18 protein-coding genes and 1 tRNA gene are annotated in these 21375 nt (G+C 70.9%); 9 read left to right on the top strand and 10 right to left on the bottom strand.

Annotation, left to right across the window (positions count from 1 at the left end):
• Positions 1-159: 159 nt before the first annotated feature.
• From FCN22_RS12620 to FCN22_RS12605, 4 genes are all read left to right on the top strand, one after another.
• On the top strand, positions 160-1347 hold the full coding sequence (locus FCN22_RS12620) for an aminotransferase class V-fold PLP-dependent enzyme (protein WP_137121910.1): 1188 nt from the start codon (positions 160-162) through the stop codon (positions 1345-1347).
• A gap of 302 nt (positions 1348-1649) precedes the next feature.
• On the top strand, positions 1650-2870 hold the full coding sequence (gene pdhA, locus FCN22_RS12615) for a pyruvate dehydrogenase (acetyl-transferring) E1 component subunit alpha (RefSeq protein WP_373681306.1): 1221 nt from the start codon (positions 1650-1652) through the stop codon (positions 2868-2870).
• Position 2871: 1 nt separating this feature from the next.
• Complete coding sequence (locus tag FCN22_RS12610) at positions 2872-3861, top strand: alpha-ketoacid dehydrogenase subunit beta (RefSeq protein ID WP_137121909.1); 990 nt, start codon at positions 2872-2874, stop codon at positions 3859-3861.
• 31 nt (positions 3862-3892) lie between these two features.
• On the top strand, positions 3893-5395 hold the full coding sequence (locus tag FCN22_RS12605; protein ID WP_137121908.1) for a dihydrolipoamide acetyltransferase family protein: 1503 nt from the start codon (positions 3893-3895) through the stop codon (positions 5393-5395).
• 283 nt (positions 5396-5678) lie between these two features.
• Here the strand turns inward: FCN22_RS12605 and FCN22_RS12600 are convergent, their stop codons facing one another.
• The 4 genes from FCN22_RS12600 to FCN22_RS12585 form a co-directional block, all read right to left on the bottom strand.
• On the bottom strand, positions 5679-6128 hold the full coding sequence (locus FCN22_RS12600; protein ID WP_137121907.1) for a hypothetical protein: 450 nt from the start codon (positions 6126-6128) through the stop codon (positions 5679-5681).
• Between the two features lie 229 nt (positions 6129-6357).
• Positions 6358-8394: an MDR family MFS transporter gene (locus tag FCN22_RS12595; protein ID WP_137121906.1), complete on the bottom strand. Its 2037-nt coding sequence runs from the start codon at positions 8392-8394 to the stop codon at positions 6358-6360.
• Positions 8391-8930 carry a MarR family winged helix-turn-helix transcriptional regulator gene (locus FCN22_RS12590; RefSeq protein ID WP_137121905.1) on the bottom strand — a complete coding sequence of 180 codons (540 nt, stop codon included), beginning with the start codon at positions 8928-8930 and terminating at the stop codon, positions 8391-8393. The genes FCN22_RS12595 and FCN22_RS12590 overlap by 4 nt, the downstream gene beginning before the upstream one ends.
• A 103-nt stretch (positions 8931-9033) precedes the next feature.
• A complete protein-coding gene (locus FCN22_RS12585) occupies positions 9034-9897 on the bottom strand; it encodes a maleylpyruvate isomerase family mycothiol-dependent enzyme (protein ID WP_137121904.1) in 864 nt (287 codons plus the stop codon).
• A 26-nt stretch (positions 9898-9923) separates the two neighbouring features.
• On the opposite strand from FCN22_RS12585, the gene FCN22_RS12580 reads away from it, so the two are divergent.
• Both FCN22_RS12580 and FCN22_RS12575 read left to right on the top strand, forming a co-directional pair.
• The gene (locus FCN22_RS12580) at positions 9924-11996 is read left to right on the top strand and encodes a bifunctional copper resistance protein CopD/cytochrome c oxidase assembly protein (protein ID WP_137121903.1); all 2073 of its coding nucleotides are present in this window, start codon (positions 9924-9926) and stop codon (positions 11994-11996) included.
• 1 nt (position 11997) lies between these two features.
• Positions 11998-12819 (top strand): carbon-nitrogen family hydrolase, encoded by an 822-nt coding sequence (locus FCN22_RS12575; RefSeq protein ID WP_137121902.1) that lies wholly within the window; start codon positions 11998-12000, stop codon positions 12817-12819.
• An 11-nt stretch (positions 12820-12830) separates the two neighbouring features.
• Here FCN22_RS12575 and FCN22_RS12570 read toward each other — a convergent pair whose 3' ends face one another.
• On the bottom strand, positions 12831-14711 hold the full coding sequence (locus FCN22_RS12570; RefSeq protein WP_137121901.1) for an acyl-CoA dehydrogenase: 1881 nt from the start codon (positions 14709-14711) through the stop codon (positions 12831-12833).
• A 253-nt stretch (positions 14712-14964) separates the two neighbouring features.
• On the opposite strand from FCN22_RS12570, the gene FCN22_RS22240 reads away from it, so the two are divergent.
• Entirely contained in the window at positions 14965-15408 is a 444-nt protein-coding gene (locus FCN22_RS22240) for a hypothetical protein (RefSeq protein WP_238384708.1), read from the top strand.
• Between the two features lie 103 nt (positions 15409-15511).
• Here the strand turns inward: FCN22_RS22240 and FCN22_RS12560 are convergent, their stop codons facing one another.
• The 5 genes from FCN22_RS12560 to FCN22_RS12540 all read right to left on the bottom strand — a co-directional run bounded on the left by FCN22_RS12560 (position 15512) and on the right by FCN22_RS12540 (position 19973).
• Positions 15512-16570 (bottom strand): ABC transporter ATP-binding protein, encoded by a 1059-nt coding sequence (locus FCN22_RS12560; RefSeq protein ID WP_137121900.1) that lies wholly within the window; start codon positions 16568-16570, stop codon positions 15512-15514.
• Positions 16567-18159, bottom strand: a complete 1593-nt coding sequence (locus FCN22_RS12555) for an ABC transporter permease (RefSeq protein ID WP_238384707.1) — start codon at positions 18157-18159, stop codon at positions 16567-16569. Before FCN22_RS12555 ends, FCN22_RS12560 begins: the two co-directional genes overlap by 4 nt.
• A gap of 1 nt (position 18160) precedes the next feature.
• A complete protein-coding gene (locus tag FCN22_RS12550; RefSeq protein ID WP_137121899.1) occupies positions 18161-19201 on the bottom strand; it encodes an iron ABC transporter substrate-binding protein in 1041 nt (346 codons plus the stop codon).
• 135 nt (positions 19202-19336) lie between these two features.
• The gene (locus tag FCN22_RS12545; protein WP_137121898.1) at positions 19337-19723 is read right to left on the bottom strand and encodes a TraR/DksA family transcriptional regulator; all 387 of its coding nucleotides are present in this window, start codon (positions 19721-19723) and stop codon (positions 19337-19339) included.
• Between the two features lie 176 nt (positions 19724-19899).
• A tRNA-Gly gene (locus FCN22_RS12540) sits at positions 19900-19973 on the bottom strand.
• Positions 19974-20164: 191 nt separating this feature from the next.
• On the opposite strand from FCN22_RS12540, the gene dcd reads away from it, so the two are divergent.
• Together dcd and FCN22_RS12530 are read left to right on the top strand one after the other, a co-directional pair.
• Positions 20165-20740 carry a dCTP deaminase gene (dcd, locus tag FCN22_RS12535; protein WP_137121897.1) on the top strand — a complete coding sequence of 192 codons (576 nt, stop codon included), beginning with the start codon at positions 20165-20167 and terminating at the stop codon, positions 20738-20740.
• A 3-nt stretch (positions 20741-20743) separates the two neighbouring features.
• Positions 20744-21367, top strand: a complete 624-nt coding sequence (locus tag FCN22_RS12530) for an alpha/beta hydrolase (protein WP_137121896.1) — start codon at positions 20744-20746, stop codon at positions 21365-21367.
• Positions 21368-21375: the final 8 nt, after the last annotated feature.

The raw sequence follows: 21375 nt of genomic DNA, 5'->3' as shown, positions 1-21375 counted from the left end.
CGACGGGTCACGCGTGGCTCGGACGCCGTGCTCGCCCCGGCGCTCGTCCGCCGGCTCCTCGGCCGTTTCCCGGCCGGGCGGTCCGGCACAACCCGGCGACGCTCGACCGGCTGACCCGCCGCGAGCTCGAGGTGCTCAGCGGCTGGCAGACTCGGTCGGGTGCGCGACTCCTTCTCCCTCGACCCAGCCATCACCCACGTCAACCACGGCTCCTACGGCGCCGTGCCGATCGTCGTGCAGGAGGAGCAGCAGCGTTGGCGGCGCCGGGCCGAAGCCAACCCGATGCGGTTCAACCGGATCGAGAAGCCGGAGCAGGTGGCCCGAGCGCGAGCTGTCGGAGCCGCGTTCCTCGACGTCGAGCCCGACGCGATCGCCCTGGTGCGCAACGTGACCGAGGCGGTTTCGACCGTGCTGTGCAGCCTCGCCGGCACGGGTGAGCTCGGCCGGGGTGACGTCATACTCGTGAACAGCCAGGGCTATGGCGCGGTGCAACGAGCCGCGCAGCGTTGGTGCGACCGCACCGGCGCCGGCATGGTCACGGTGGACGTGCCGGTCGGCGTCACCGACGACGAACTGGTCGCCGCCCACCGGCGGGTCGCCGAGGAAGTCATCGGCCGTGGAGGCCGGGTGCGACTCGTCGTCATCGACCACGTCACGTCGCCGACCGGGCGGGTCCTGCCGGTGACCGAGTTGACCAGGCTCGCGCGCGAGTTCGGCGCACTCTCCTTCGTGGACGCCGCCCACGTGCCCGGTCAGCTCCTGGCGCGGCCGGCCGGGAGCGGAGCCGACTACTGGACCGGGACGTGGCACAAGTGGGGCTACGCACCGCGCGGCACGACGGTGCTGTGGGTGGCGCCGGCCCGCCGCGAGAGCTGCCTGCCGCTCACGACGAGCTGGGCGCACGGCGAACCCTTCCCCGGGCCGTTCGACATGCGCGGCACCGACGACTACAGCGCGTGGCTCAGCCTGCCGGCCGCCCTCGACTTCTGGGAGTCGGCGGGAGGCCCGGTGATCGCGCAGCGCGCCACCACCCTGCTCGACGACGCTGCCGTGCTGGTGACCAAGGCGTTCGCGGAGGCGGGGTATGCCGTCACGAGCCCGAGCGGCGGATCGCACCCCGCGCCCCAGCTGCGGCTGCTCGCCCTGCCGGACGGGGTCGCGGCGACCGGGGACGCCGCCGATGAGCTCTACGAGCGGTTGAGCGCGGCCAGCGTGGAGGCCCAGGTGCTCTGGCACGCCGGCCGGGGATGGCTGCGACTCAGCGCTGCACCCTACAACGACCTGGAGGACTACGCCCGCCTTGCCGAGGCGCTGGTGGCCGAGATCGGCTCGATGCCCGTGACGTGATCGCCGCGGACCCTCCCGGCGGGCGGCCCCGCGCCACGGTCTCGGCATGGTCACCGCCGCCTCCTGGACCTGCTCCCGGTCGGCGCACCACCACAACGGGCTGGCCGCTTTGCTGTCCGACCCGACCGGGCTGGGAGACGCAGCCCCGCGCCCGGTAGCGTGTTCCCTGCTAGGCCTGTGAGCGCCGCCACAACGCGTGCGTGAGTCCGCCCCGGACGGCCATCGGCGGAGACCCCGCCCCCTCGGCCGGGGCCCGAGCCGACCGAGCCTCACCCGGCTGGGTCGCAGTAGAAGGAGTGCCCGTGAGCGACCAGGACGTCGCGCCGGTTCCCGAGCGCGATCTCGGCGAGATCAGCAGCCCCCACCACCACGAGACCGTGGCCCCCGGAGTGCCCGTGAGAGACGTCACCGACGGTGGCCCGGAGATGGTGCAGTTCCTCGACGCCGACGGCAAGCGCGTCAGCCGGGGCAACTGCGAGCCATACGAACCCATCCTCGAGGGCCTCGACCCCGAGACGATGCGCAGCCTCTACCGCGACCTGGTGCTCGTGCGCCGCGTCGACGCCGAGGGGCACGCGTTGCAGCGCCAGGGCGAGCTCGGGCTGTGGCCGTCGCTGCTGGGCCAGGAGGCCGCCCAGGTCGGCGCCGGTCGGGCGATGTCGACGCAGGACTACGCGTTTCCCGGCTACCGCGAGCACGGCGTGGCCTGGTGCAAGGGTGTCCCGCCGCTCAACCTGCTCGGGATGTTCCGTGGCGTGAACCACGGCGGCTGGGACTCCAACGCCAACAACTTCCACCTCTACACGATCGTCATCGGCAACCAGATGCTGCACGCGACCGGCTATGCGATGGGCGTCCAGCGCGACGGCGCGGTCGGCACCGGCGACCCCTCGCGCGACACCGCGGTGATGGCGTTCACCGGCGATGGCGGCACCGCCCAGGGCGACTACAACGAGGCGCTGGTCTTCGCGTCGGTGGCACACGCGCCGGTTGTCTTCTTCGTGCAGAACAACCAGTGGGCCATCTCCGAGCCCAATGAGCGGCAGTTCCGGGTCCCGCCCTACCAACGCGCCAAGGGATTCGGCTTCCCCGGCGTCCGGGTCGACGGCAACGACGTGCTCGCGGTGTATGCCGTGACGAAGCATGCGCTGGACGAGGCCCGTTCCGGTCAGGGACCCACGCTGATCGAGGCGTTCACTTATCGGATGGGCGCGCACACCACCTCCGATGACCCGACCAAGTACCGCGTCTCGGCCGAGGTCGACCTGTGGCGCGAGAAGGACCCGATCAAGCGGATGCGCTCCCACCTGGAGCGCGAGGGGATCGCGGACCCTGCGTTCTTCGACGGCATCGACGCGGAGGCGGACGCGCTGGCGGCCGAGATCCGCACCGGCTGCCAGAACATGCCCGACCCCGAGCTGCCCACGATGTTCGACAAGGTCTATGCCGAGCAGCACCCGGTGATCGACCGGGAACGGGCCGAGCTGATCGCCTACCACGCCGGCTTCGAGGAGGGGAACTGACATGGCGGGCCAGAAGCTCACCCTCGCCAAGGGACTCAACGCGGGTCTCCGGGCGGCGATGGAGAAGGACGCCAAGGTCGTGCTGATGGGTGAGGACATCGGCAAGCTCGGCGGTGTCTTCCGGATCACCGAGGGCCTGCAGAAGGACTTCGGCGAGGAGCGGGTCATCGACACCCCGCTCGCCGAGGCCGGCATCCTCGGCACCGCAGTCGGCCTCGCGCTGCGCGGTTACCGCCCGGTGGTCGAGATCCAGTTCGACGGGTTCATCTACCCGGCCTTCGACCAGATCATCAGCCAGGTGTCCAAGATGCACTCGCGCTCGCTCGGTTACCTCAAGGTGCCGATGGTCATCCGGGTGCCGTTCGGCGGCGGCATCGGCGCGGTCGAGCACCACAGCGAGTCCAACGAGGCCTACTTCGCACATACCGCGGGCCTCCGGGTCGTGAGCTGCAGCAACCCCGAGGACGCCTACTGGATGATCCAGCAGGCCATCGAGTGCGATGACCCGGTGATGTTCTACGAGCCCAAGCGGCGCTACCACGAGCGTGCCGAGGTCGAGATCGACGAGGCCGCGGGCGCACCGCGAGGTCTGCACGAAGCACGGGTCCTGCGCGAGGGCACGGACGTGACGCTGATCGCCTACGGCCCGATGGTCAAGACCTGCATGGAGGCCGCCGGGGCGGCCGCCGACGAGGGGCGCTCCCTGGAGGTCATCGACCTGCGCTCGCTCTCGCCGCTCGACCTCGACACGGTGACCGCGTCCGCAGAGAAGACCGGCCGTGTGGTCGTCGTCCACGAGGCCAGCACCTTCCTCGGCATGGGTGCCGAGATCGCCGCCGAGATCCAGCAGAAGTGCTTCTACCACCTCGAGGCGCCCGTGCTGCGGGTCGGTGGTTACAACATCCCCTACCCGCCCAGCCGGTTCGAGGAGGAGTTCCTGCCCAACCTGGACCGCGTCCTCGACGGGGTCGACAAGGCCCTCGCCTACTGAGGCGCCGCGGCGAACAAGGAGAGACACGAACATGGGCGTCAAGCACTTCAATCTCCCGGACCCCGGTGAGGGTCTGGTCGAGGCCGAGATCGTCACCTGGAAGGTCAAGCCGGGTGACACGGTGAAGACCAATGACATCGTCGTCGAGATCGAGACGGCCAAGTCCCTCGTCGAGCTGCCGATCCCGTGGGAGGGCAAGATCATCGAGCTCCTCGTGGCCGAGGGCACCACCGTCGACGTGGGGCAGCCGATCGTCTCCGTCGAGGTGGAGGGCGCCGGCGACCAGGCCGAGCCGTCCGCGTCACCCGAGGCAGAGGGTGGAGCCGCCGAGGGCGAGGAGCGGGTGGCCAATCTGGTCGGCTACGGCCCGTCGGCATCGTCGGGCAAGCGTCGCAGGCGCAAGGGCCCTGCCGAATCGGCCGGCGCTGCGCCCGGTCGGGCCGCAGAGGGTGTCCAGGCCGTCATGGGGCAGGCAGGTGGTCCGGTGGCCGGCAACGCGCCGGCGCAGGCTGCGGCGCAGGAGAGCCCGCGCGCTCCCGAACCCGTCGCTGCCACCGGCGCAGGTCCGACGTCGCGCGCCGGGGCCGCGCCCGGCGCGGGAGTCGGGAACGGCGGACGGCCGTTGGCCAAGCCGCCGGTCCGCAAGTACGCCAAGGACCGTGGCGTGGATCTGGCCCAGGTCTCCGCTTCCGCCGGCGACGGCATCATCACCCGCGCTGACATCGACGCCTTCCTGGGTGGCGGTGGCGCCGAGGCGCCCGCGGCGGCGGGTGAGCCGGCTGACGGTGGTGGCGGCACGGCATACGCACCGCCGGTGTTCTCGCGCTCTGGCGAGCGGGAGGTGCGCATCCCCATCAAGGGCGTGCGCAAGATGACCGCACAGGCGATGGTCGGGTCGGCGTTCAGCGCCCCGCACGTCACCGAGTTCATCACCGTCGACGTCACCCGCACGATGAAGCTCGTCGACCGCCTCGGCGACGACCGCGACTTCCGCGACGTCAGGGTGTCCCCGCTGCTCATCGTGGCCAAGGCCCTGTGCCTCGCGGTGCATCGCAACCCGGGAATCAACGCGACCTGGGACGAGGCCGCGGGCGAGATCGTGCAGAAGAACTACGTCAATCTCGGCATCGCCGCGGCGACCCCCCGCGGGCTGATCGTGCCCAACATCAAGGACGCCGACCAGATGTCGCTGCGGCAGCTCGCCGACGCGATGGCCGACCTGGTGTCGACGGCGCGGGCCGGGCGCACCCAGCCCGCAGCGCAGAGCGGCGGCACGATCACGATCACCAACGTCGGGGTCTTCGGCGTCGACAACGGCACGCCGATCATCAACCCCGGGGAGTCGGCGATCCTGTGCTTCGGTGCGATTCGCAAGATGCCGTGGGTCGTCGGCAACAAGGTGAAGCCGCGGTGGGTGACCCAGCTGTCGGTCGCCTTCGACCACCGCCTGGTCGACGGAGATCTCGGGTCGCGGTTCCTCGCCGACGTGGCGGCGGTGCTCGAGGACCCCAGCAAGGCCCTCGTCTGGGCCTGATCTCTCCCCCTCCCCTCCTCCCGCTCGTCGCTGGGAGAAGGGGCCGCCGACGACGCCTTCTCCCAGCAACAACGACGAGGGGCGCACGTCGCGGACGGTCAGGCGAGCCGCGGTCGTCGAGGCGGTCGAGGCGCTCGCCATCACCCAGGGCGGTGTGGTGTCCCGTGCGCAGGCACGCGCGTTCGGCGCCGGAAAGGCTCGGGTGCGCACCGAACGTCGGTGCGGTCGCTGGGCAGAGTCCAGGCGAAACACCGTCGCGACCCACCGCGGCGAACTCGCGCAGTCAGGACAGTGGTGGCAGGCGGTGTTCGAGGTCGGAGCGGGCGCTGTGCTCGACGGGGTCACTGCGCTCGCGGCCGCCGGACTGCGTGGGTATGACGAGTCGCTGCACCTGAGCGTGCAACATGGCCGCGACCCGCACCGCCTCCCCGAGCTGCGGGTGCACGAGGTGATGGCCTGGCACGAGGAGGACATCGTGCGGGTCGGGATCCCGCGGGTGAAGCCGATCGTGGCAGCGGTGCGCGCCGCCGCCTGGGCGCACACCGATCGGCAGGCCGCGCTGATCCTGTTGATGACCTGCCAGCAACGCCTCGACTTCGCGCGGCTGCGCCGCAAACGCGGCCTGCCCGAGCCGAGCCGGCAGGTCGTGCGTCGTCGACCGGGCGGCCGTGCCTACCTCGACGTGGAGTGGGAGGAATACGGCGTGGTCGTCGAGGTCGACGGTGTACAGCACGAGCAACCGCTGAACCGCCTCGACGACGCGCTGCGCCAGAACGACGTCGTCATGGGCCGGCGCGTGGTGTTGCGGATCCCCAACCTCGGGCTGGATCCTGCAGGAGGATCGGTTCCTGGATCAGGTCAGGCAGGTGCTGCGCTCCCGCGGCGCCCCCCTCGACCCGCGGCCTCGCGTTGTTGCTGGGGGAGGGCGTCATCGATGACGCCCTCCCCCAGCAACTTCGGGGTCAGGCGCGGTGACGGCCGGTGGGTTGGCCGCTCAGGTCGCGCCCAGCCGCCCGGGCCTCGACTCGGCGCAGGGCAGCCAGGACGAGCTCAGACGCGGCTCGACCGTCGCCGTCCGCGCCGTCGCCGTTCTTGGCGTCTCCGGACGCTGCCGCGCCGGCGGGCGCGGTCAGCTCGGCGATCGCGTGGCGCCCCGGCCCGTGTCCATCCTCGGAGGGCGAAGAGTCCGCGTCGCCGTGCGCGTCGGGGCCCTGCATACCAGGGGAGGGCGGTGCCATCGGCGCATTCGGCCCGGCCCCCGCTCCCTCTGAGCCGTGCACGTCATGGTCGGCCTGTGCCGCCGCCTCGGCCGCGGCGGCACGCTCCGCGGCGGCGGCCTGCATTCCGGACTGGGTCCGCAGCTCGATCCGTGGCAGGAAGAGCAGCACGATGAACCCGAGCACCACGACGAGGGCGCCGATGAGGAAGACGAGGTCCATCGCGTCGGAGAAGCCGACCCGGAAGGGGTACGCCAGCGCGTCGGGCAGCTTGCCCAGCACGGATGAGTCGTTGAGGATCCCCGTGCCACCGGCACCGCCCCCGCCCCCGCCCTGCCCGGCGTGGGTCAGCGCCTTGACGAAGTTCGCGGTCTGCGGATCCTGCATCAGCTTCGGGTCGTGCAGCGCCTGCTGGAAGGCCGGCGTCGGCACGGCCTGCTGGAGCGCGCCCTGGATCTTGGATCCGGCCGAGCTGAACAGGATCGACAGGAAGATGGCGACCCCGAGGGTGCCGCCCATCTGGCGGAAGAACGTCGCCGAGCTGGTGGCCATGCCGATCTCCCGAGGCGCCACCGCGTTCTGCACGATCAGCGTGAGTGGCTGCATCGTGTTGCCGAGCCCGAGGCCGAAGACGAGCATGAAGGCCATCACGACCACGAGCGAGGTGTCGGCCCTGACCCGCCACAGGAGCAGGAGCCCGATGACCATGATCGCGGCGCCGAGGACCGGGAAGATGCGAACCTTCCCGGTGCGCGAGATCAGCTGGCCCGAGACGATCGAGCTGATCATGATGCCGAGCACCAGCGGCAGCATCATGAAACCGGACGACATCGGGGTGGCCTGGTGCACGATCTGCAGGTACAGCGGGATCGACATGATGCCGCCGAACATGCCGAGCCCGACGATCACGCTTCCGACGATGGTGATGGTGATGGCCCGGTTGTTGAAGATGCGCAACGGGATCAGGGCCTCTTCCTGCATCCGGTGCTCCGCCGCCACGAACAGCCCGACGCCGATCACGCCGACCACGTAGCAGGCCAGAGCCGTGCCGGAGCCCCAGCCCCAGGTGCGACCCTGCTCGGCCACGACCAACAGCGGCACGAGCGCGACGATCAGCGAGGCGGCGCCCCACCAGTCGATCCGGTGGTCGTGACGGACGTGGTGCAGGTGGAGGGTCTTGCCCACGACGAGCAGGGCGGCGATCCCGATCGGCACGTTGACCAGGAAGACCCAGCGCCAGCCGGTGATGCCGAGGATCGACGACGAGCCGGCGAAGAAGCCGCCCACGATCGGGCCGAGCACGCTCGAGGTGCCGAAGACCGCGAGGAAGTAGCCCTGGTATTTCGCCCGCTCACGCGGCGAGACGATGTCGCCGATGATCGCGAGCGCCAACGACATCAGCCCGCCTGCACCGATTCCCTGCAGGGCGCGGAAGCCGGCGAGCATGTACATCGAGGTCGCGAAGGAGCACAGCGCCGAGCCGACCACGAAGATGCTGATCGCCGAGATGAAGAAGCCCTTGCGGCCGTAGATGTCGGACAGCTTGCCCCACAGCGGCGTCGCGATGGTCGAGGTGATCAGGTATGCCGTGGTCACCCAGGCCTGGTTGTCCAGCCCGTGCAGGTCGTCCGCGATGACCCGGATCGCCGTGCCCACGATGGTCTGGTCCAGAGCGGCCAGGAACATCCCCATCATCAGGCCGACGAAGATGGTGAGGATCTGCCGGTGGGTGAAGACGCCGTCCTGCGGTGGTGCGGTGGCCGGTGGCGCAGTGGTGGTCATCGGGCGAGCTCCTCGTCGGTGGGGGTGGCAGCGGGGGTTTCGTCGGCGGTGGCGACTCGGGCACCGGTGGAGTCGACGGCTGAGGCCATGAACCGCTGGCGCTCGCGGTCGCAGGCCGTCGTGAGACGGTCGACACTCCGGGCGAAGGCGACCACGTCGGCGTGGTCCCAGTCCTGCAGCAGGTACGAGAACCACTCGGCCCGCTGCTCCTTCAGCCGTTGCACCAGCTCCTGACCCTCGGCGGTGAGCGACAGCATCCAGACGCGGCCGTCGTCGGGGTCCTGCACCTTGCCGAGCAGGCCGAGCTCGGCCAGCGCCGAGGTCTGCCGGCTCACGGTGGACACGTCCGAGTGGACGGCGTCAGCCAGGCGGGAGACCCGCTGAGGTCCCTCCACGAGCGTGAACATGATCGGGTAGGCCGCGCTCTCGATGGCGGGGTGCGGCCGCGGGGCATGGGTGCGGATGCTCTTCATCAGCTTCATGAGCCGGATCAGGCTCACGCTCAACTGGCCGGCTTCGGCGACGTTCACGGGCATGGTGGACAGTCCTTGTAGTTGGTTGCAACATACAAGTATTAACGCCGGGCCCCACCCGGCGCAAATTCACCGGACGAGCGGATCCGCTCGGGGCAGCGCCGGCTCAGAACGTGACGACGATCGCGTCCAACACCCGCCGGGCGACCTCTTCGTCGCCGGTGACCTGGTAGGCCGTGTCCGCCGCGGACACCCGCCCTGCGGCACGGCGGGTGAGCGCATCGGTGGACAGGGACAGACTGGTCGTGGGCCCGTCTTCACCGGGCACGTCGTCCTCGACACGTTCGCCGGTGAACAGCTTGTGCCCCCAGGGCCGCCCGTCGGCGCCCGCCTCGACGCGAACTCCCGTCCGGGCGAGGATCGGGCCGCTCACGTCGATGATCACGATGGTGCCGAGCTCGAGCCCGGCCCGCCGGGCGACCAGCATCGGCAGTGCGTCGAACAGCGAGCGCAGGAAGACCGTCGCCGCGGGGGAGTCGAGGTTGCCGGGCCGGGCCAGGGCCTGGCGGATGTCTTGCTCGTGCACCCAGACGTCGATGGAGCGCAGCCGCAGCACCTCGGCGGCCTCGGCGGGCCCGAACGGCCCGGGGATGATGCTCTCCTCGGAGAGCCCGGGACTGTTCAGCGTGGCGAACCGCCCGGCGAGCACGTGGTCGAGCTCGGCCACGATGTCGGGGCCCGGCCGTCCGCGCCGCAGCTGCACCGACTCCTCGATGCGTCGGCCGACCTCCCCGTTGACGTGTGCGTAGTCCGGCACCGCGACCTCCGGCTCACGTACCCCCTCGAGCCGCGATTCGATGCCGGTGATGTGCGACAGCTGGTCCTTGACCGTCCACCCCGGGCACTGGGTCTCGCGCTCGAAGTCGGCGTCGCGGCAGCCGTGACCCAGGTCGAGGACGGCCTGCGCCGTCTGGCTGAAGGCCTGGACCAGGCCGCGCAGGTCCTGAGGTGGCGCCGGGTGCATGGGCATGGGCCCACCCTACTTAGGCTGGTGCCATGTCCACACGGCCCTCTGTCGCCCGCGCGCCCGCCGGGCCTGCACGGGGCATCCTGGTGGCCGCCGCCCTGGTGGCACTGGTCGTCGTGGTCCCTGCTGCGCTGTTCACCGGCGCCACGGCCACGCTCGACCTCGGCGACACGGGGGCGGTGGTGCGGTGGGGTCTACCGCTGGTGCGCGCGGTGCACGATCTCTCGATGGCCGCCACCATCGGGCTGTTGCTCATGGCCGGCATGATCGTGCCGGAGGCGCCCAGGACCTCCCGGCGCATCACCGCAACCCGGTATGCCGCGGGCGCGGCTGCCGTGTGGTTCGTCACCGCGGTCGTCGGGCTGGTCCTGTCCTTCTCCGACCTGTCGAGCGTGCGGATGAGTGACCCGGGCTTCCTGGAGCAGTTCAAGGCGTTCGTCTGGCAGCTGGACATCCTGCGGGTCGGTGGGATCAGCGCCGGTGTCGCGCTCGTCGTGGCCGCAGGTGCCTCGTTCACCCGCACCCGCACGGGCATGACCTGGCTGTTCTTCCTCAGCCTGCTCGGCGTGCTGCCGCTGGCCCTGGCCGGCCACGCCGCCGGGTCCACCGGCCACGACGCCGCGGTCAACTCCCTCGCGTTCCACCTGGTCGGGGTGAGCCTGTGGGTCGGCGGCCTGATCGCCCTGCTGGTGCTGCGGCCCCTGCTCGGCAAGGGGCTGGCGGTGAGCGTGGCCCGCTACTCGACGCTGGCCGGGTGGTGCTTCGCCTTCGTCGCGCTGTCCGGCATCCTCAACGCGGCGATCCGGCTCGGTGGCTTCGGTGGGCTCTGGACGACATACGGCGGCCTTGTCATCGGCAAGTCCGTCTGCCTCCTGCTGCTAGGCGCGGCCGGCTGGCGGCAGCGTCGGGTCGTCGTGGAACGGCTGCGTGACGACCCCCTGGCCAGGCGCGCCTTCGCCCGGCTGGCCACCGTCGAGGTCGTCATCATGAGCGCGGCCATCGGCATGGCGACGGTGCTGGCCCGCAGCGCACCGCCCGTCGCCGAGACGCCACCGCAGAACGCCGACGCGGCCTATTCCCTCACCGGCTACTACGCCCCCCCGCAGCTGACCGCGGCACGGTGGGTCACGACATACCGCACGGAATGGCTGTTCACCACCGTCGCGGTCGTTGCGATCGGTCTCTACCTCGCGGGCGTGGTGCGGTTGCACCGGCGTGGCGACCGCTGGCCGGTGATGCGCACCGTGTCGTGGATCGCCGGGTGGCTGGTCTTCCTCTACGCCGTCGACGGAGCGCCGGGGGTCTACGGCCACGTGCTGTTCTCCATGCACATGACCATGCACATGATCATCTCCATGGGCGCGCCGATGCTGCTGGTGATCGCGGCCCCGGTCACGCTCGCGTTGCGCACCCTGCACGCCCGCAAGGACAAGACCTTCGGGCCGCGCGAGCTGGTCCTCGCGGTGGTGCACTCGAGATACCTGCGGGCGGTCGCCAATCCGGTCGTGGCGGCGCTGATCTTCTTCCTCGGCCTGATCGTCTTCTACTACTCGCCGCTGTTCGAGCTGGCGCTGCGCACCCACACGGGGCACGTGCTGATGGTCACGCACTTCATGCTGGCCGGCTACCTCTTCGCCTGGGTGCTCATCGGCGTCGACCCCGGCCCCAAGAGGTGGCCGCCGTCGCTGCGCCTCCTGGTGCTCTTCGCGACCCTGTCCTTCCACGCCTTCTTCGGTGTCGCCCTGATGACCGGGTCCTCGCTGCTGGCGCCGGACTTCTTCAACGCCCTGCACCTGTCGTGGATGACCAACCCGATCGGCGACCAGCAGAAGGGCGGCGGCATCGCCTGGGGCGTCGGCGAGCTCCCCACGATGCTGCTCGCGCTCATCGTCTGCGTGCAGTGGATGCGGTCGGAGGCGGCCACGGCGAAGCGGCGCGACCGGCAGGCGGAGCGCGACGACGACGCCGAGCTGCGTGCCTACAACGCCCAGCTCGCCGCCCTGGCCGGGCGGGGCCCGGTGACCGAGCGCTCGACCACGCCGGCCACGCGGCCGGACGACACGGTGACCCCCGGAGGAGCTCCGACGACACCAGGAGAGTGACATGCGCATCGCGATGATCCAGCTCGCATACGGCGATGAGGAGAGCGTGGCGGACCGCACCGAGCGGGTGGCGCAGCTGGTCCGCGCCCAGGCCGGACACGACCTGGTCGTGCTGCCGGAGCTGTGGGGCGCAGGCGGATTCGCCTACCAGGGTTGGCAGGAGCGCGCCGAGCCCGTGGACGGGCCCATTGCCTCGGCCATGGCCGCGGCGGCCAGGGACGCGGGCGTCCTGTTGCACGCGGGCTCTATCGTCGAGCGCCCGGCCGACGGGTCGCACGGACCGGAGGGCAAGGACCTCTGGAACACCTCGCTGGTGTTCGACGCCGGGGGCAACCTGGTGGTGACCTACCGCAAGATCCACCGCTTTGGGTTCGGCCGGGGTGAGCCCCTGCTCATGGAGGCCGGTGAGGACCTGGTGGTGCTCGACGTCCCCGACGGCGCCGGGACCGCACGCGCCGGGCTCTCGACCTGCTACGACCTGCGCTTCCCCGAGCTCTACCGGGCCCAGCTCGACCTCGGTGCGTCGATGTTCGTCGTGCCCGCGGCGTGGCCGATGCCACGGGTCGCGCACTGGAGCCTGCTGGCGCGGGCCCGTGCGGTGGAGGACCAGTGCATCGTCGTGGCCTGCAACACTGCCGGGACCCACGCCGGGGTGCCGATGGGCGGCCACAGCCAGGTCGTGGCCGCCAACGGTGAGGTCCTGGCCGAGGCCGGTGAGGACGAGCAGGTGCTCAGCGTCGAGGTCGACCTGGCCGCGGTCGCCGCCTACCGCAAGAGCTTCCCGGTCCTCGACGACCGGCGCCTTCCCCGCCCCGGCGAGTGACGGAGCCGGATTTAGAAGGCGTCCTCGGGGACCTCCATCAGGGCGTTGTCGGTGGCCTCGGCGATCGCGCGCTCCGCGGCGAGCTTCGGCAGCACCGTGCGCGCGAAGAACGAGGCGGCGGCGACCTTGCCCTGGTAGAAGGACCGGTCTGCATCGGACAGCTCGGCGGCGCGGGCGGCGAGGGCCCGCCCCGCGATCTCGGCTTGCCGGAGCAGGAGCCAGCCGATGACCACGTCACCGGCGCTCATCAGCAGCCGAGAGGTGTTCTGCCCGACCTTGTAGAGGTTGCGCACGTCGCCGCCCTCGGCGCGGGGGTCGGACTCCATCAGCGAGCCCACCATCGCGCCGAGGATGCCCTGCATGTCCTCGGCGGCCTGCCCGAGCAGCTCGCGCTCGCGGACCAGCTCGTCACCGGAGCCCGCCCCCTTGGCGAACTCCTGTACCTGCGTGGCGAGGTGGGTGAGCGCCTGCCCCTTGTCCTTGATGATCTTCCGGAAGAAGAAGTCGAGTCCCTGGATCGCCGTCGTGCCCTCGTAGAGGGTGTCGATCTTGGCGTCCCGGACGTACTGCTCGACCGGGTAGTCCTGCAGGAACCCCGAACCGCCGAACGTCTGCAGCGACTCGGTCCCGAGCAGCACCCAGGCCCGCTCCGAGCCGACCCCCTTGACGATCGGCAGCAGCAGGTCGTTGACCCGGCTCGCCAGCCCCGCCTCCGACTGCGGATCGAGCTCCTCGACGCCCGACTCGAGCTGTGCCCGGGCCACGATGTCCTGCTGGCTGGCGGTGTAGAGCACCAGAGCACGCAACCCCTCGGCATACGCCTTCTGCAGCATCAGGCTGCGGCGCACGTCCGGGTGGTGGGTGATCGTCACGCGGGGGGCGGACTTGTCGGTCTGCTGGGTCAGGTCGGGCCCCTGCACGCGTTGCTTGGCGTAGTCGAGCGCGTTGAGGTACCCGGTCGACAGGGTGGCGATTGCCTTGGTGCCGACCATCATCCGGGCGAACTCGATGATGCGGAACATCTGCGCGATGCCGTCGTGTGAGTCGCCCAGCAGGGTGCCGACCGCAGGCTGGTCCTCGCCGAACCGGACCTCGCACGTGGTGGACACCTTGAGCCCCATCTTGTGCTCGACATTGGTCACGTAGGCACCGTTGCGCTCGCCGAGCTCGCCGGTCTCGAGATCGACGTGGTACTTCGGCACGATGAACAGGGACAGGCCCTTGGTGCCCGGGCCCGCGCCCTCGGGCCGGGCGAGCACGAAGTGCACCACGTTGTCGTAGATGTCGGCCTCGGCCGAGGTGATGAAGCGCTTGACGCCGGTGATGTGCCAGGTGCCGTCGTCCTGCTGCACGGCCTTGGTGCGGCCTGCTCCCACGTCGGAGCCGGCGTCCGGCTCGGTCAGCACCATGGTGCAGCCCCAGTGCCGGTCGACCAGGTGCCGGGCCAGCTTCTTCTGGTCCTCGGTGCCGAGGGTGTAGAGCACCTTGGCGAAGGAGAACCCGGCGGAGTACATGTGCACCGCCGGGTTGGCGCCCAGGACGAGCTCGGCCACGGCCCAGCGCAACGACGGCGGAACCACGGTGCCGCCCAGCTCGGCCGGCACGTCGAGTCGCCACCACTGCGCATCGAGGTAGGCCCGGTAGGACTTCTTGAACGACTCCGGCAACGTGACCGTGTTGTGCTCGGGGTCGAAGACCGGCGGGGTGCGGTCGGAGTCGAGCAGGCTCTCGGCGAGCTCGTGCTCGGCCAGCCGCGCGACCTCGTGCAGGATCTCGCGCGCGGTGTCCGCGTCGACGTCCGCGTAGGGCCCGGTGCCGAGCACGTCCTGGCGCCCCAGCACCTCGAACAGGTTGAACTCCAGGTCACGCACGTTGCTCTTGTAGTGGCCCATGGCGGCTCGTCCTCCGATGCTCCGTAATGAGGTCGGCGGCGAACGGCACCGCCGGCTCCGCCCGCCTACCGGCGGGTAACTTCCATCATGCTACTCATCAGTAACCCTGGCAAGCAGATCGGTGAACGTTCGGTCACGGCGATCCGGTTGCTGACCATTCCTTGACCGAACCAGGGGCTGGACGTGGTTTGCCGAGCACGGGCTGGGGAGGAGGCTGAGGGGCACTTTCGCGGACGAAGGAGTCGGTATCGATGTGCGCAGCGCCTCCACCGGGCACGCCGTCTGCGACGACACCGAGTGGATCAACGGGCTGTCCTGGCCGGTCGACGAGTCCTACCACCCCAACCGGGCGGGCAACGTGGCCTACGCCAACCTGATCGGGCCCCGTCTGACCGGGCAGACCGTGCGGGTCGCGCCGGCCAAGCCCGAGTTGCGGGTCAACCCGGCGCCGAGCCAGGGGACCGATACCGCCGGTACCGCAGCGCACTTCGTCGTGCCCGCCATCACCAGCCCGGAGAGCCTGCGCGCCGCCCGGGCCGCCGGCCTGAACCCGCGTGACGTGCGGCACCTCGACCGGTTGCTGCGCGCGGGCGACCCCTCCTCGCTCCACACCGCCACGCGCGACCTGCGCAGGCTCGAGCGGCAGGCCGTCGAGCACACGGCCGCCACGGCCGGGCATCCGGCGCCCGCCAGCTGACCCGGTCACCGGGACCTCCCCCGTGCCGTGGTGGGACGTCCTGCGGTGCGGCTTCCGGGGCGACCACTTCGCAGGACGTCCCAGCTGGGGGCCGGTTCGGGGATCAGTGCGAGGGGTCGAAGACGGTCACTCCGCCGGTGACCTCGAGGCCGACCGTTTCGCCGGGGCTGGGCACCGAGAGCCCGAGCACTCGTGCGGTGACTCGCAGCCGGTGGTCGCCCTCGACGGTGAGGCGCACGGCGGCGTCGTGTCCGTAGTAGCTGACCTCGGTCACCAACGCCGGCACCCCCTGACCGCGCTCGCACAGCCTGATCTGCTCCGGCCGCACCAGTGCGCGGGCCCGACCGGTGTTGCCGTTGGCGCCGGCCAGGGTCACCGGTCCGAGCGGCGAAGAGGCCCGGCCGGTATGACGGTCCGCGGCATCCAGCGAGACGTCCACCACGATGGACGCACCCAGGAACTGGGCGACGCCCTCGTCGGCCGGGGTCTCGTAGATCGCCCGCGGTGAGTCGGCCTGCACCAACCGGCCGTCGCGCATCACGGCGACCTGGTCGGCCAGGGAGAGCGCCTCACCCTGGTCGTGGGTCACCAGGACGGCGGTGGCCTCGGCCTCCCGCAGCGCCTCGGCCACGGCTCGCCCGGTGCCTGCCCGCAGACCGGTGTCGAGCGACGCGAACGGCTCGTCGAGCAGGACCACCGAGGGTGACGGCGCGAGCGCGCGGGCGAGCGCCACCCGCTGCTGCTGCCCGCCCGAGAGCTCGTGCGGCATCCGGGTCCGGAGCGACGGCGCCAGCCCGACCAGGGCTAGCAGCTCCTCGACCGTGCGGCCCTCGCGGCGGGTGGCCCGTGGCAGGCCGAAGCCGATGTTGGCGGCGACATCGAGGTGGGGGAACAGCGCACCCTCCTGCGGCACGTAGCCGACCCGCCGCTTCTGGGCGGGCACGTTGCGGCCGCCACCCCAGACCACCCGGTCGTCGAAGGAGATGGTGCCGGAGTCGGGCGTGAGGAAGCCGGCGATCAGGCGCAGCATCGTGGTTTTGCCGCAGCCGGAGGGCCCGAGCACGGCCGTGAACGACCGGGCGGGCGCCTCGAGGTCGATCTCGTGCAGGACCGGTGTGCCGCCGAAGCTCTTGGACACGCCGCGCAGGGTCAAGCCGGTCATGATGCGCTGGACCTCCGGGATGTCGCGTGGGTGAGCACCAGCGTCGCCGGCATGGAGATGAGGACCATCAGGGCGGCATACGGAGCCGCAGCCCCGTAGGCGACGCTGGAGGAGTTGCTCCAGAACTGGGTGGCCAGCGTACGGGTGCCGATGGGGGCGAGCAGCAAGGTGGCGGTCAGCTCGGTGACCACGGCGAGGAAGACCAGGGCGGCGCTCACGCCGAGCCCCGGCGCGATGAGCGGGACGGTGACCCGGCGGAAGGTCTCCAGCGGGCCCCGTCCGAGGGAGTGCGCGACGTCCTCGAGCAGAGGTGGCGCCTGCACCAGTGCGGCCTTGACGCTGACCATCGCCCGCGGCAGCGACACGATCGCGTAGGCGGCGACCAGCAGCCAGACCGTCTGGTAGACGGGCGAGAAGAACTTCAGCGACACGGTGACCAGCGCGAGCGCCACGACGATGCCGGGCAGCGCGTTGCCGAAGTAGGTGCTGCGTTCCAGTCCGGTGGTCACGGCCGACCGGTGCCGCACCGCGAGCCACGCCACGGGTAGCGCGAGCACCGTGGTGAGCAGCGCCGCCGCCGCAGCCAGCCCGACCGAGGTGCCGCCGGTGACCAGCAGGTCGCCCACCGGGAACGTGGTGGAGGTCCCCACGACCAGCCAGTGCACCAGGCTGCCCATCGGCACCCCGATGGCAAGGACGACCACGGCCAGCACGGCGAGCAGCGAGGGCGCGGTGAGCCGGCCCAGGGGGCGCGGTCGGAGCGCGCGAGCGGTGCCCCGACCGACCCGGGCATACCGCTGCTTGCCGCGCAGCCGCAGCTCGACGGTGAGCAGGATGACGCAGCAGATGACCAGCACCCCGGCCAAGGCGGTGGCCGCGGGGCCGCTGAAGGTGGAGCGGTACTGGTCGTAGATCGCCGTGGTGAAGGTGGGGTAGCGCAGCATCTGCAGCGCGCCGAACTCGGCCAGCAGGTGCAGTCCGACGAGCAGGCCGCCCCCGAGCAGGGCCGGCCGCAGCTGGGGCAGCACCACCCGCGCGAAGGCACGCCACGGGCCGAGTCCGAGCGACTGGGCGGTCTCCTCCAGGGCCGGGTCGAGCCCCCGCAGCGACGCGGTGACGGGGAGGTAGACGAGCGGGTAGTAGGAGAGCGTCACGATCAGCAGGGCGCCGCCGAAACCCTCGACCTTGGGGGTGATCGACACCCAGCCGAAGCTGTTGACGAAGGCCGGCACCGCGAGCGGCGCGGTCAGCAGCACGTGCCACAGCCGCTTGCCGGGCAGGGTCGTCCGCTCCACCAGCCACGCGGCACCGGTGCCGATGACGGCCGAGGCGAGCACGCAGCCCACGGTGAGCCGGGTGGTGTTGACCAGCAGCTCGCCGACGCGCGGACGCCATACCATCTCCCGCAGCTGGGCCCAGCCCATGTCGACGGTGTAGCCGACGACGAAGAAGAGCGGGATCAGGGCAAGCAGCACCACCAGGACCGCGAAGGCGACCAGGGTGGGCGGATGGCTCTGCCTCCACGAGCCGCGTCGGGTCCTGCCCCCGGCGGGGAGCAGGGCCTCGACCACCTGACCGGAGACGCTCACCTCAGAGCAGGCCCGCCTGCTGCATCAGCTCGACCACCTTCGGCCCGTTGAGGGTGGACGGGTCGATGGTGGGCGCATCCAGCTTGTTGATCGGCTTGAGCTTCGGGTTGGGCGCGACCTTGGGGTTGAGGGGGTACTCCATGGCGGCGCTCTCGGCCAGGATCTTCTGGCCCGCCGGGCTGGTGAGGTAGGCCACGAACTCCTGCGCCTCCTGCTGGTGCTTGCTCGCCTTGAGCACGCCCGCGCCGGAGATGGAGAAGAAGGCGCCCGGGTCCTGGTGGCCGAAGTACTTCAGCTGCACGTGGTTGCTGTTGGCGCCGGACTCGGCCTGGTCCTTGAACCAGTAGTAGTGGTAGATCACGCCGACCTGGATCTCGCCGCTGTTGACGGCCTTCATCACGGTGCTGTTGCCGTCGTAGATCTTGCCGTTGGTCTTCAGCCCCTTCAGCCAGGCCTCGGTCTTCGCCGCGCCCTCCTGCTTCAGGACGGCACTGACGATGGCCTGGAAGTCGGCGCCGCTCGGCGAGAAGCCGACCTTGCCCTTCCACTTCGGCTCGGCGAGGTCGAGGATCGAGGTGGGCAGCTGGGCCGACTTCAGCTGCTGGGTGTTCCAGGCGAGCACGGTCGAGCGGCCGGCGAAGCCGACCCACAGGTGGTCGGAGGGCACGAACTTGCTCGGCACGTTGGCCAGCGTGCTCTTGTCGACCGTGTTGAAGCCGCCCTTGCTCGCGACCAGCGTCATCGCGGGAGAGTTCTCCGTGACGAAGACGTCGGCGGGAGTCTTGTCGCCCTCCTGGACGAGCTGGTTGGCCATCTCGAAGTCGTCGCCGTTGCGCATCTGCACCGAGATGCCCGTCTTCTTCTCGAAGCCGTTGACCATCAGCTGCATGAGGTCCTCGTGCTGCGCGTTGTAGAGCGTCAGCTCGGCCTTGCCGCTGCCGCCAGAGGCGGGGTCGCCGCTGCTGCTCCCGCCGCAGGCGGCCAGGCCGAGGGCGACGGACAGGGACACGGCCAGCAGGGCCGCGGGACGACGAGCGCGCATGGTCGGCACACACCTCACTTCTAGGGTTTAGGTGAGCCTTACCTTACGCCGAGAGAAATCGCGACGCACCCCGGGGCCGTCGCACGGACCGGTGGATGGACGCAGCCCTGAAACCGGCGTCTCCCGGGTCCACCGTCAGTGGCGCTGGCGGGACGCGCAGCTCATGCACAGCGTCGCCGTGGGCCGGGCCTCGAGCCGTCCGGCCGGGATCACGGAGCCACACGACTCGCACAGCCCGTAGCGCCCGGCCTGCAGCCGCTCCTCGGCGTCGTCGAGCTCGGCGAGGTGTCGGCGGGCCTGGTCGGCCAGGGCGCTGACCTGGGAGCGCTCGAAGGCGATGGTGCTGCCCTCGGGGTCGTGCTCGTCGTCCATCGAGATCGACGCGGACGCCGCGACCATGTCGTCGAAGTCCTTGGTGAGCGCGTTCAGGCGGAGGAGGGCCGCGGCTCGTTCGTCGGCCAGCCAGCGGCGCACGACGCCGGGATCTGCCTGCGCCGGGGCGGCCGGTTGGGTAGTGGTCATGCGGGCTGAACGTCCGACCGACGGTGAGGATTCCCGAGGCCGGGTGGCACTTCTCAGCCGGTTCTCAGGAGCGGGGTGACTGATGCTCGAAGGCTCGCGCGGGCGCCTTGTATGACGTCAGGGGCCGAGGTGGTGGCAGGAACCGAATCGGGCTGGTCGGCGGCGCGATTCGTCGGTGGAGCGGGCGACGAGAATCGAACTCGCGTATTCAGCTTGGGAAGCTGATGTTCTACCATTGAACTACGCCCGCAGAGCCAGCCGCACAGGCGTGACGGTGGCGCTCGCGGAAGTGTAACCGACCGGCCCGGGGGTGGCCCGCCCGGCTCCTTCGCACTCCTTCCCCCGGTCGAGCACGCGACCGCAGGCGGTGACCTCCTGGCTCGCCAGCCCCGCGGGAGACGGCATCGCGAGCGACGGATCGGGGCAGGCTAGCCTGTCGCCGTGCTCCTCTCCGACCGAGACATCCGTGCCCAGATCGACAGCGAGCGTGTGCGCCTCGATCCGTATGACGCGGGGCTGATCCAGCCGTCCAGCATCGACGTGCGGTTGGACAAGTACTTCCGGCTGTTCGACAACCACAAGTACGGCGTGATCGACCCGGCGCAGGACCAGCCCGACCTGACCCACCTGGTCGAGGTCGACCAGACGGAGGGCTTCGTGCTGCACCCGGGGGAGTTCGTCCTCGGGTCCACCTACGAGCAGGTCACGCTACCGGACGACATCGCCGCGCGAGTGGAGGGCAAGTCCTCACTGGGGCGGCTCGGGCTGCTGACCCACGCCACGGCGGGTTTCGTCGACCCGGGGTTCAACGGGCACGTCACCCTCGAGCTGTCCAACGTGGCGACCCTGCCGATCATGCTGTGGCCGGGGATGAAGATCGGCCAGCTGTGCTTCTTCCAGCTCTCCAGCCCGGCCGAGAACCCTTACGGCAGCGCAAAGTACGGCTCCCACTACCAGGGCCAGCGCGGCCCCACCGCCAGCCGTTCCTTCCAGAACTTCTCCCGCGCGGAACTGTGACCAGTGCCTGAGCGCCGGGCGCACCTGAGCGTCCACGCGGGCCGGCGGTGCCGTGCGCTCGTGCTGCTGCTGCCCGGGGGGCAGGCCTCGGGTGACGTGCCCATGACGGTCCTCGACCCGGCATACCTGCGGATGCTGCCGTTCGCCTGGCAGCTGCGCACCGTCGGGCGCGGCCGCATCGCGGTGGCGACGCTGCGCTACGCCTCCCGGTCCTGGGACGGCGAGGGGCCGCCACTGCGGGAGGCGCGCGAGGCCCTCGCCCAGCTGCGGCTGCGCTTCCCCCAGTGGCCGATCGTGCTGCTCGGGCACTCCATGGGAGGGCGGGTCGCGTTGCGGGCGGCGGGCGAGCCGGGGGTCTCCAGCGTCCTGGCGCTCGCGCCGTGGCTGCCGGAGGGCCCGCCCGAGCCGGTCGACCAGCTGGCCGGCAGGAGGCTGCTGGTCCTGCACGGCGGGGCGGACCGCATCACTGACCCCGACGCCTCGGCGCGCTACGTCGCACGGGCGCAGGCGGCCGGGACGGACGCCCGGTTGCACCGCCTCGACGGCCTGGAGCACACGATGCTGTGGCGCCCGGACGTGTGGCACCGCTTGGCCGGGGCCTTCGTCGCCTCGGCCACCTCCTGCTGACCGGTGTC

Origin of the sequence: Segeticoccus rhizosphaerae, assembly GCF_005222685.1 — a bacterium.
Lineage (GTDB): Bacteria > Actinomycetota > Actinomycetes > Actinomycetales > Dermatophilaceae > Segeticoccus > Segeticoccus rhizosphaerae.
Note: the sequence above shows the minus strand (reverse complement) of the source record. Positions and strands in the feature narration are given on the sequence as shown.

Excerpts from the sequence above, each read along its gene's own strand:
- FCN22_RS12610 (WP_137121909.1), top strand. The coding sequence starts at position 2,872 with ATGGCGGGCCAGAAGCTCACCCTCGCCAAGGGACTCAACGCGGGTCTC.
- FCN22_RS12605 (WP_137121908.1), top strand. The coding sequence starts at position 3,893 with ATGGGCGTCAAGCACTTCAATCTCCCGGACCCCGGTGAGGGTCTGGTC.
- FCN22_RS12595 (WP_137121906.1), bottom strand. The coding sequence starts at position 8,394 with ATGACCACCACTGCGCCACCGGCCACCGCACCACCGCAGGACGGCGTC.
- FCN22_RS12590 (WP_137121905.1), bottom strand. The coding sequence starts at position 8,930 with ATGCCCGTGAACGTCGCCGAAGCCGGCCAGTTGAGCGTGAGCCTGATC.
- FCN22_RS12585 (WP_137121904.1), bottom strand. The coding sequence starts at position 9,897 with ATGCCCATGCACCCGGCGCCACCTCAGGACCTGCGCGGCCTGGTCCAG.
- FCN22_RS12580 (WP_137121903.1), top strand. The coding sequence starts at position 9,924 with ATGTCCACACGGCCCTCTGTCGCCCGCGCGCCCGCCGGGCCTGCACGG.
- FCN22_RS12575 (WP_137121902.1), top strand. The coding sequence starts at position 11,998 with ATGCGCATCGCGATGATCCAGCTCGCATACGGCGATGAGGAGAGCGTG.
- FCN22_RS12570 (WP_137121901.1), bottom strand. The coding sequence starts at position 14,711 with ATGGGCCACTACAAGAGCAACGTGCGTGACCTGGAGTTCAACCTGTTC.
- FCN22_RS12560 (WP_137121900.1), bottom strand. The coding sequence starts at position 16,570 with ATGACCGGCTTGACCCTGCGCGGCGTGTCCAAGAGCTTCGGCGGCACA.
- FCN22_RS12550 (WP_137121899.1), bottom strand. The coding sequence starts at position 19,201 with ATGCGCGCTCGTCGTCCCGCGGCCCTGCTGGCCGTGTCCCTGTCCGTC.
- FCN22_RS12545 (WP_137121898.1), bottom strand. The coding sequence starts at position 19,723 with ATGACCACTACCCAACCGGCCGCCCCGGCGCAGGCAGATCCCGGCGTC.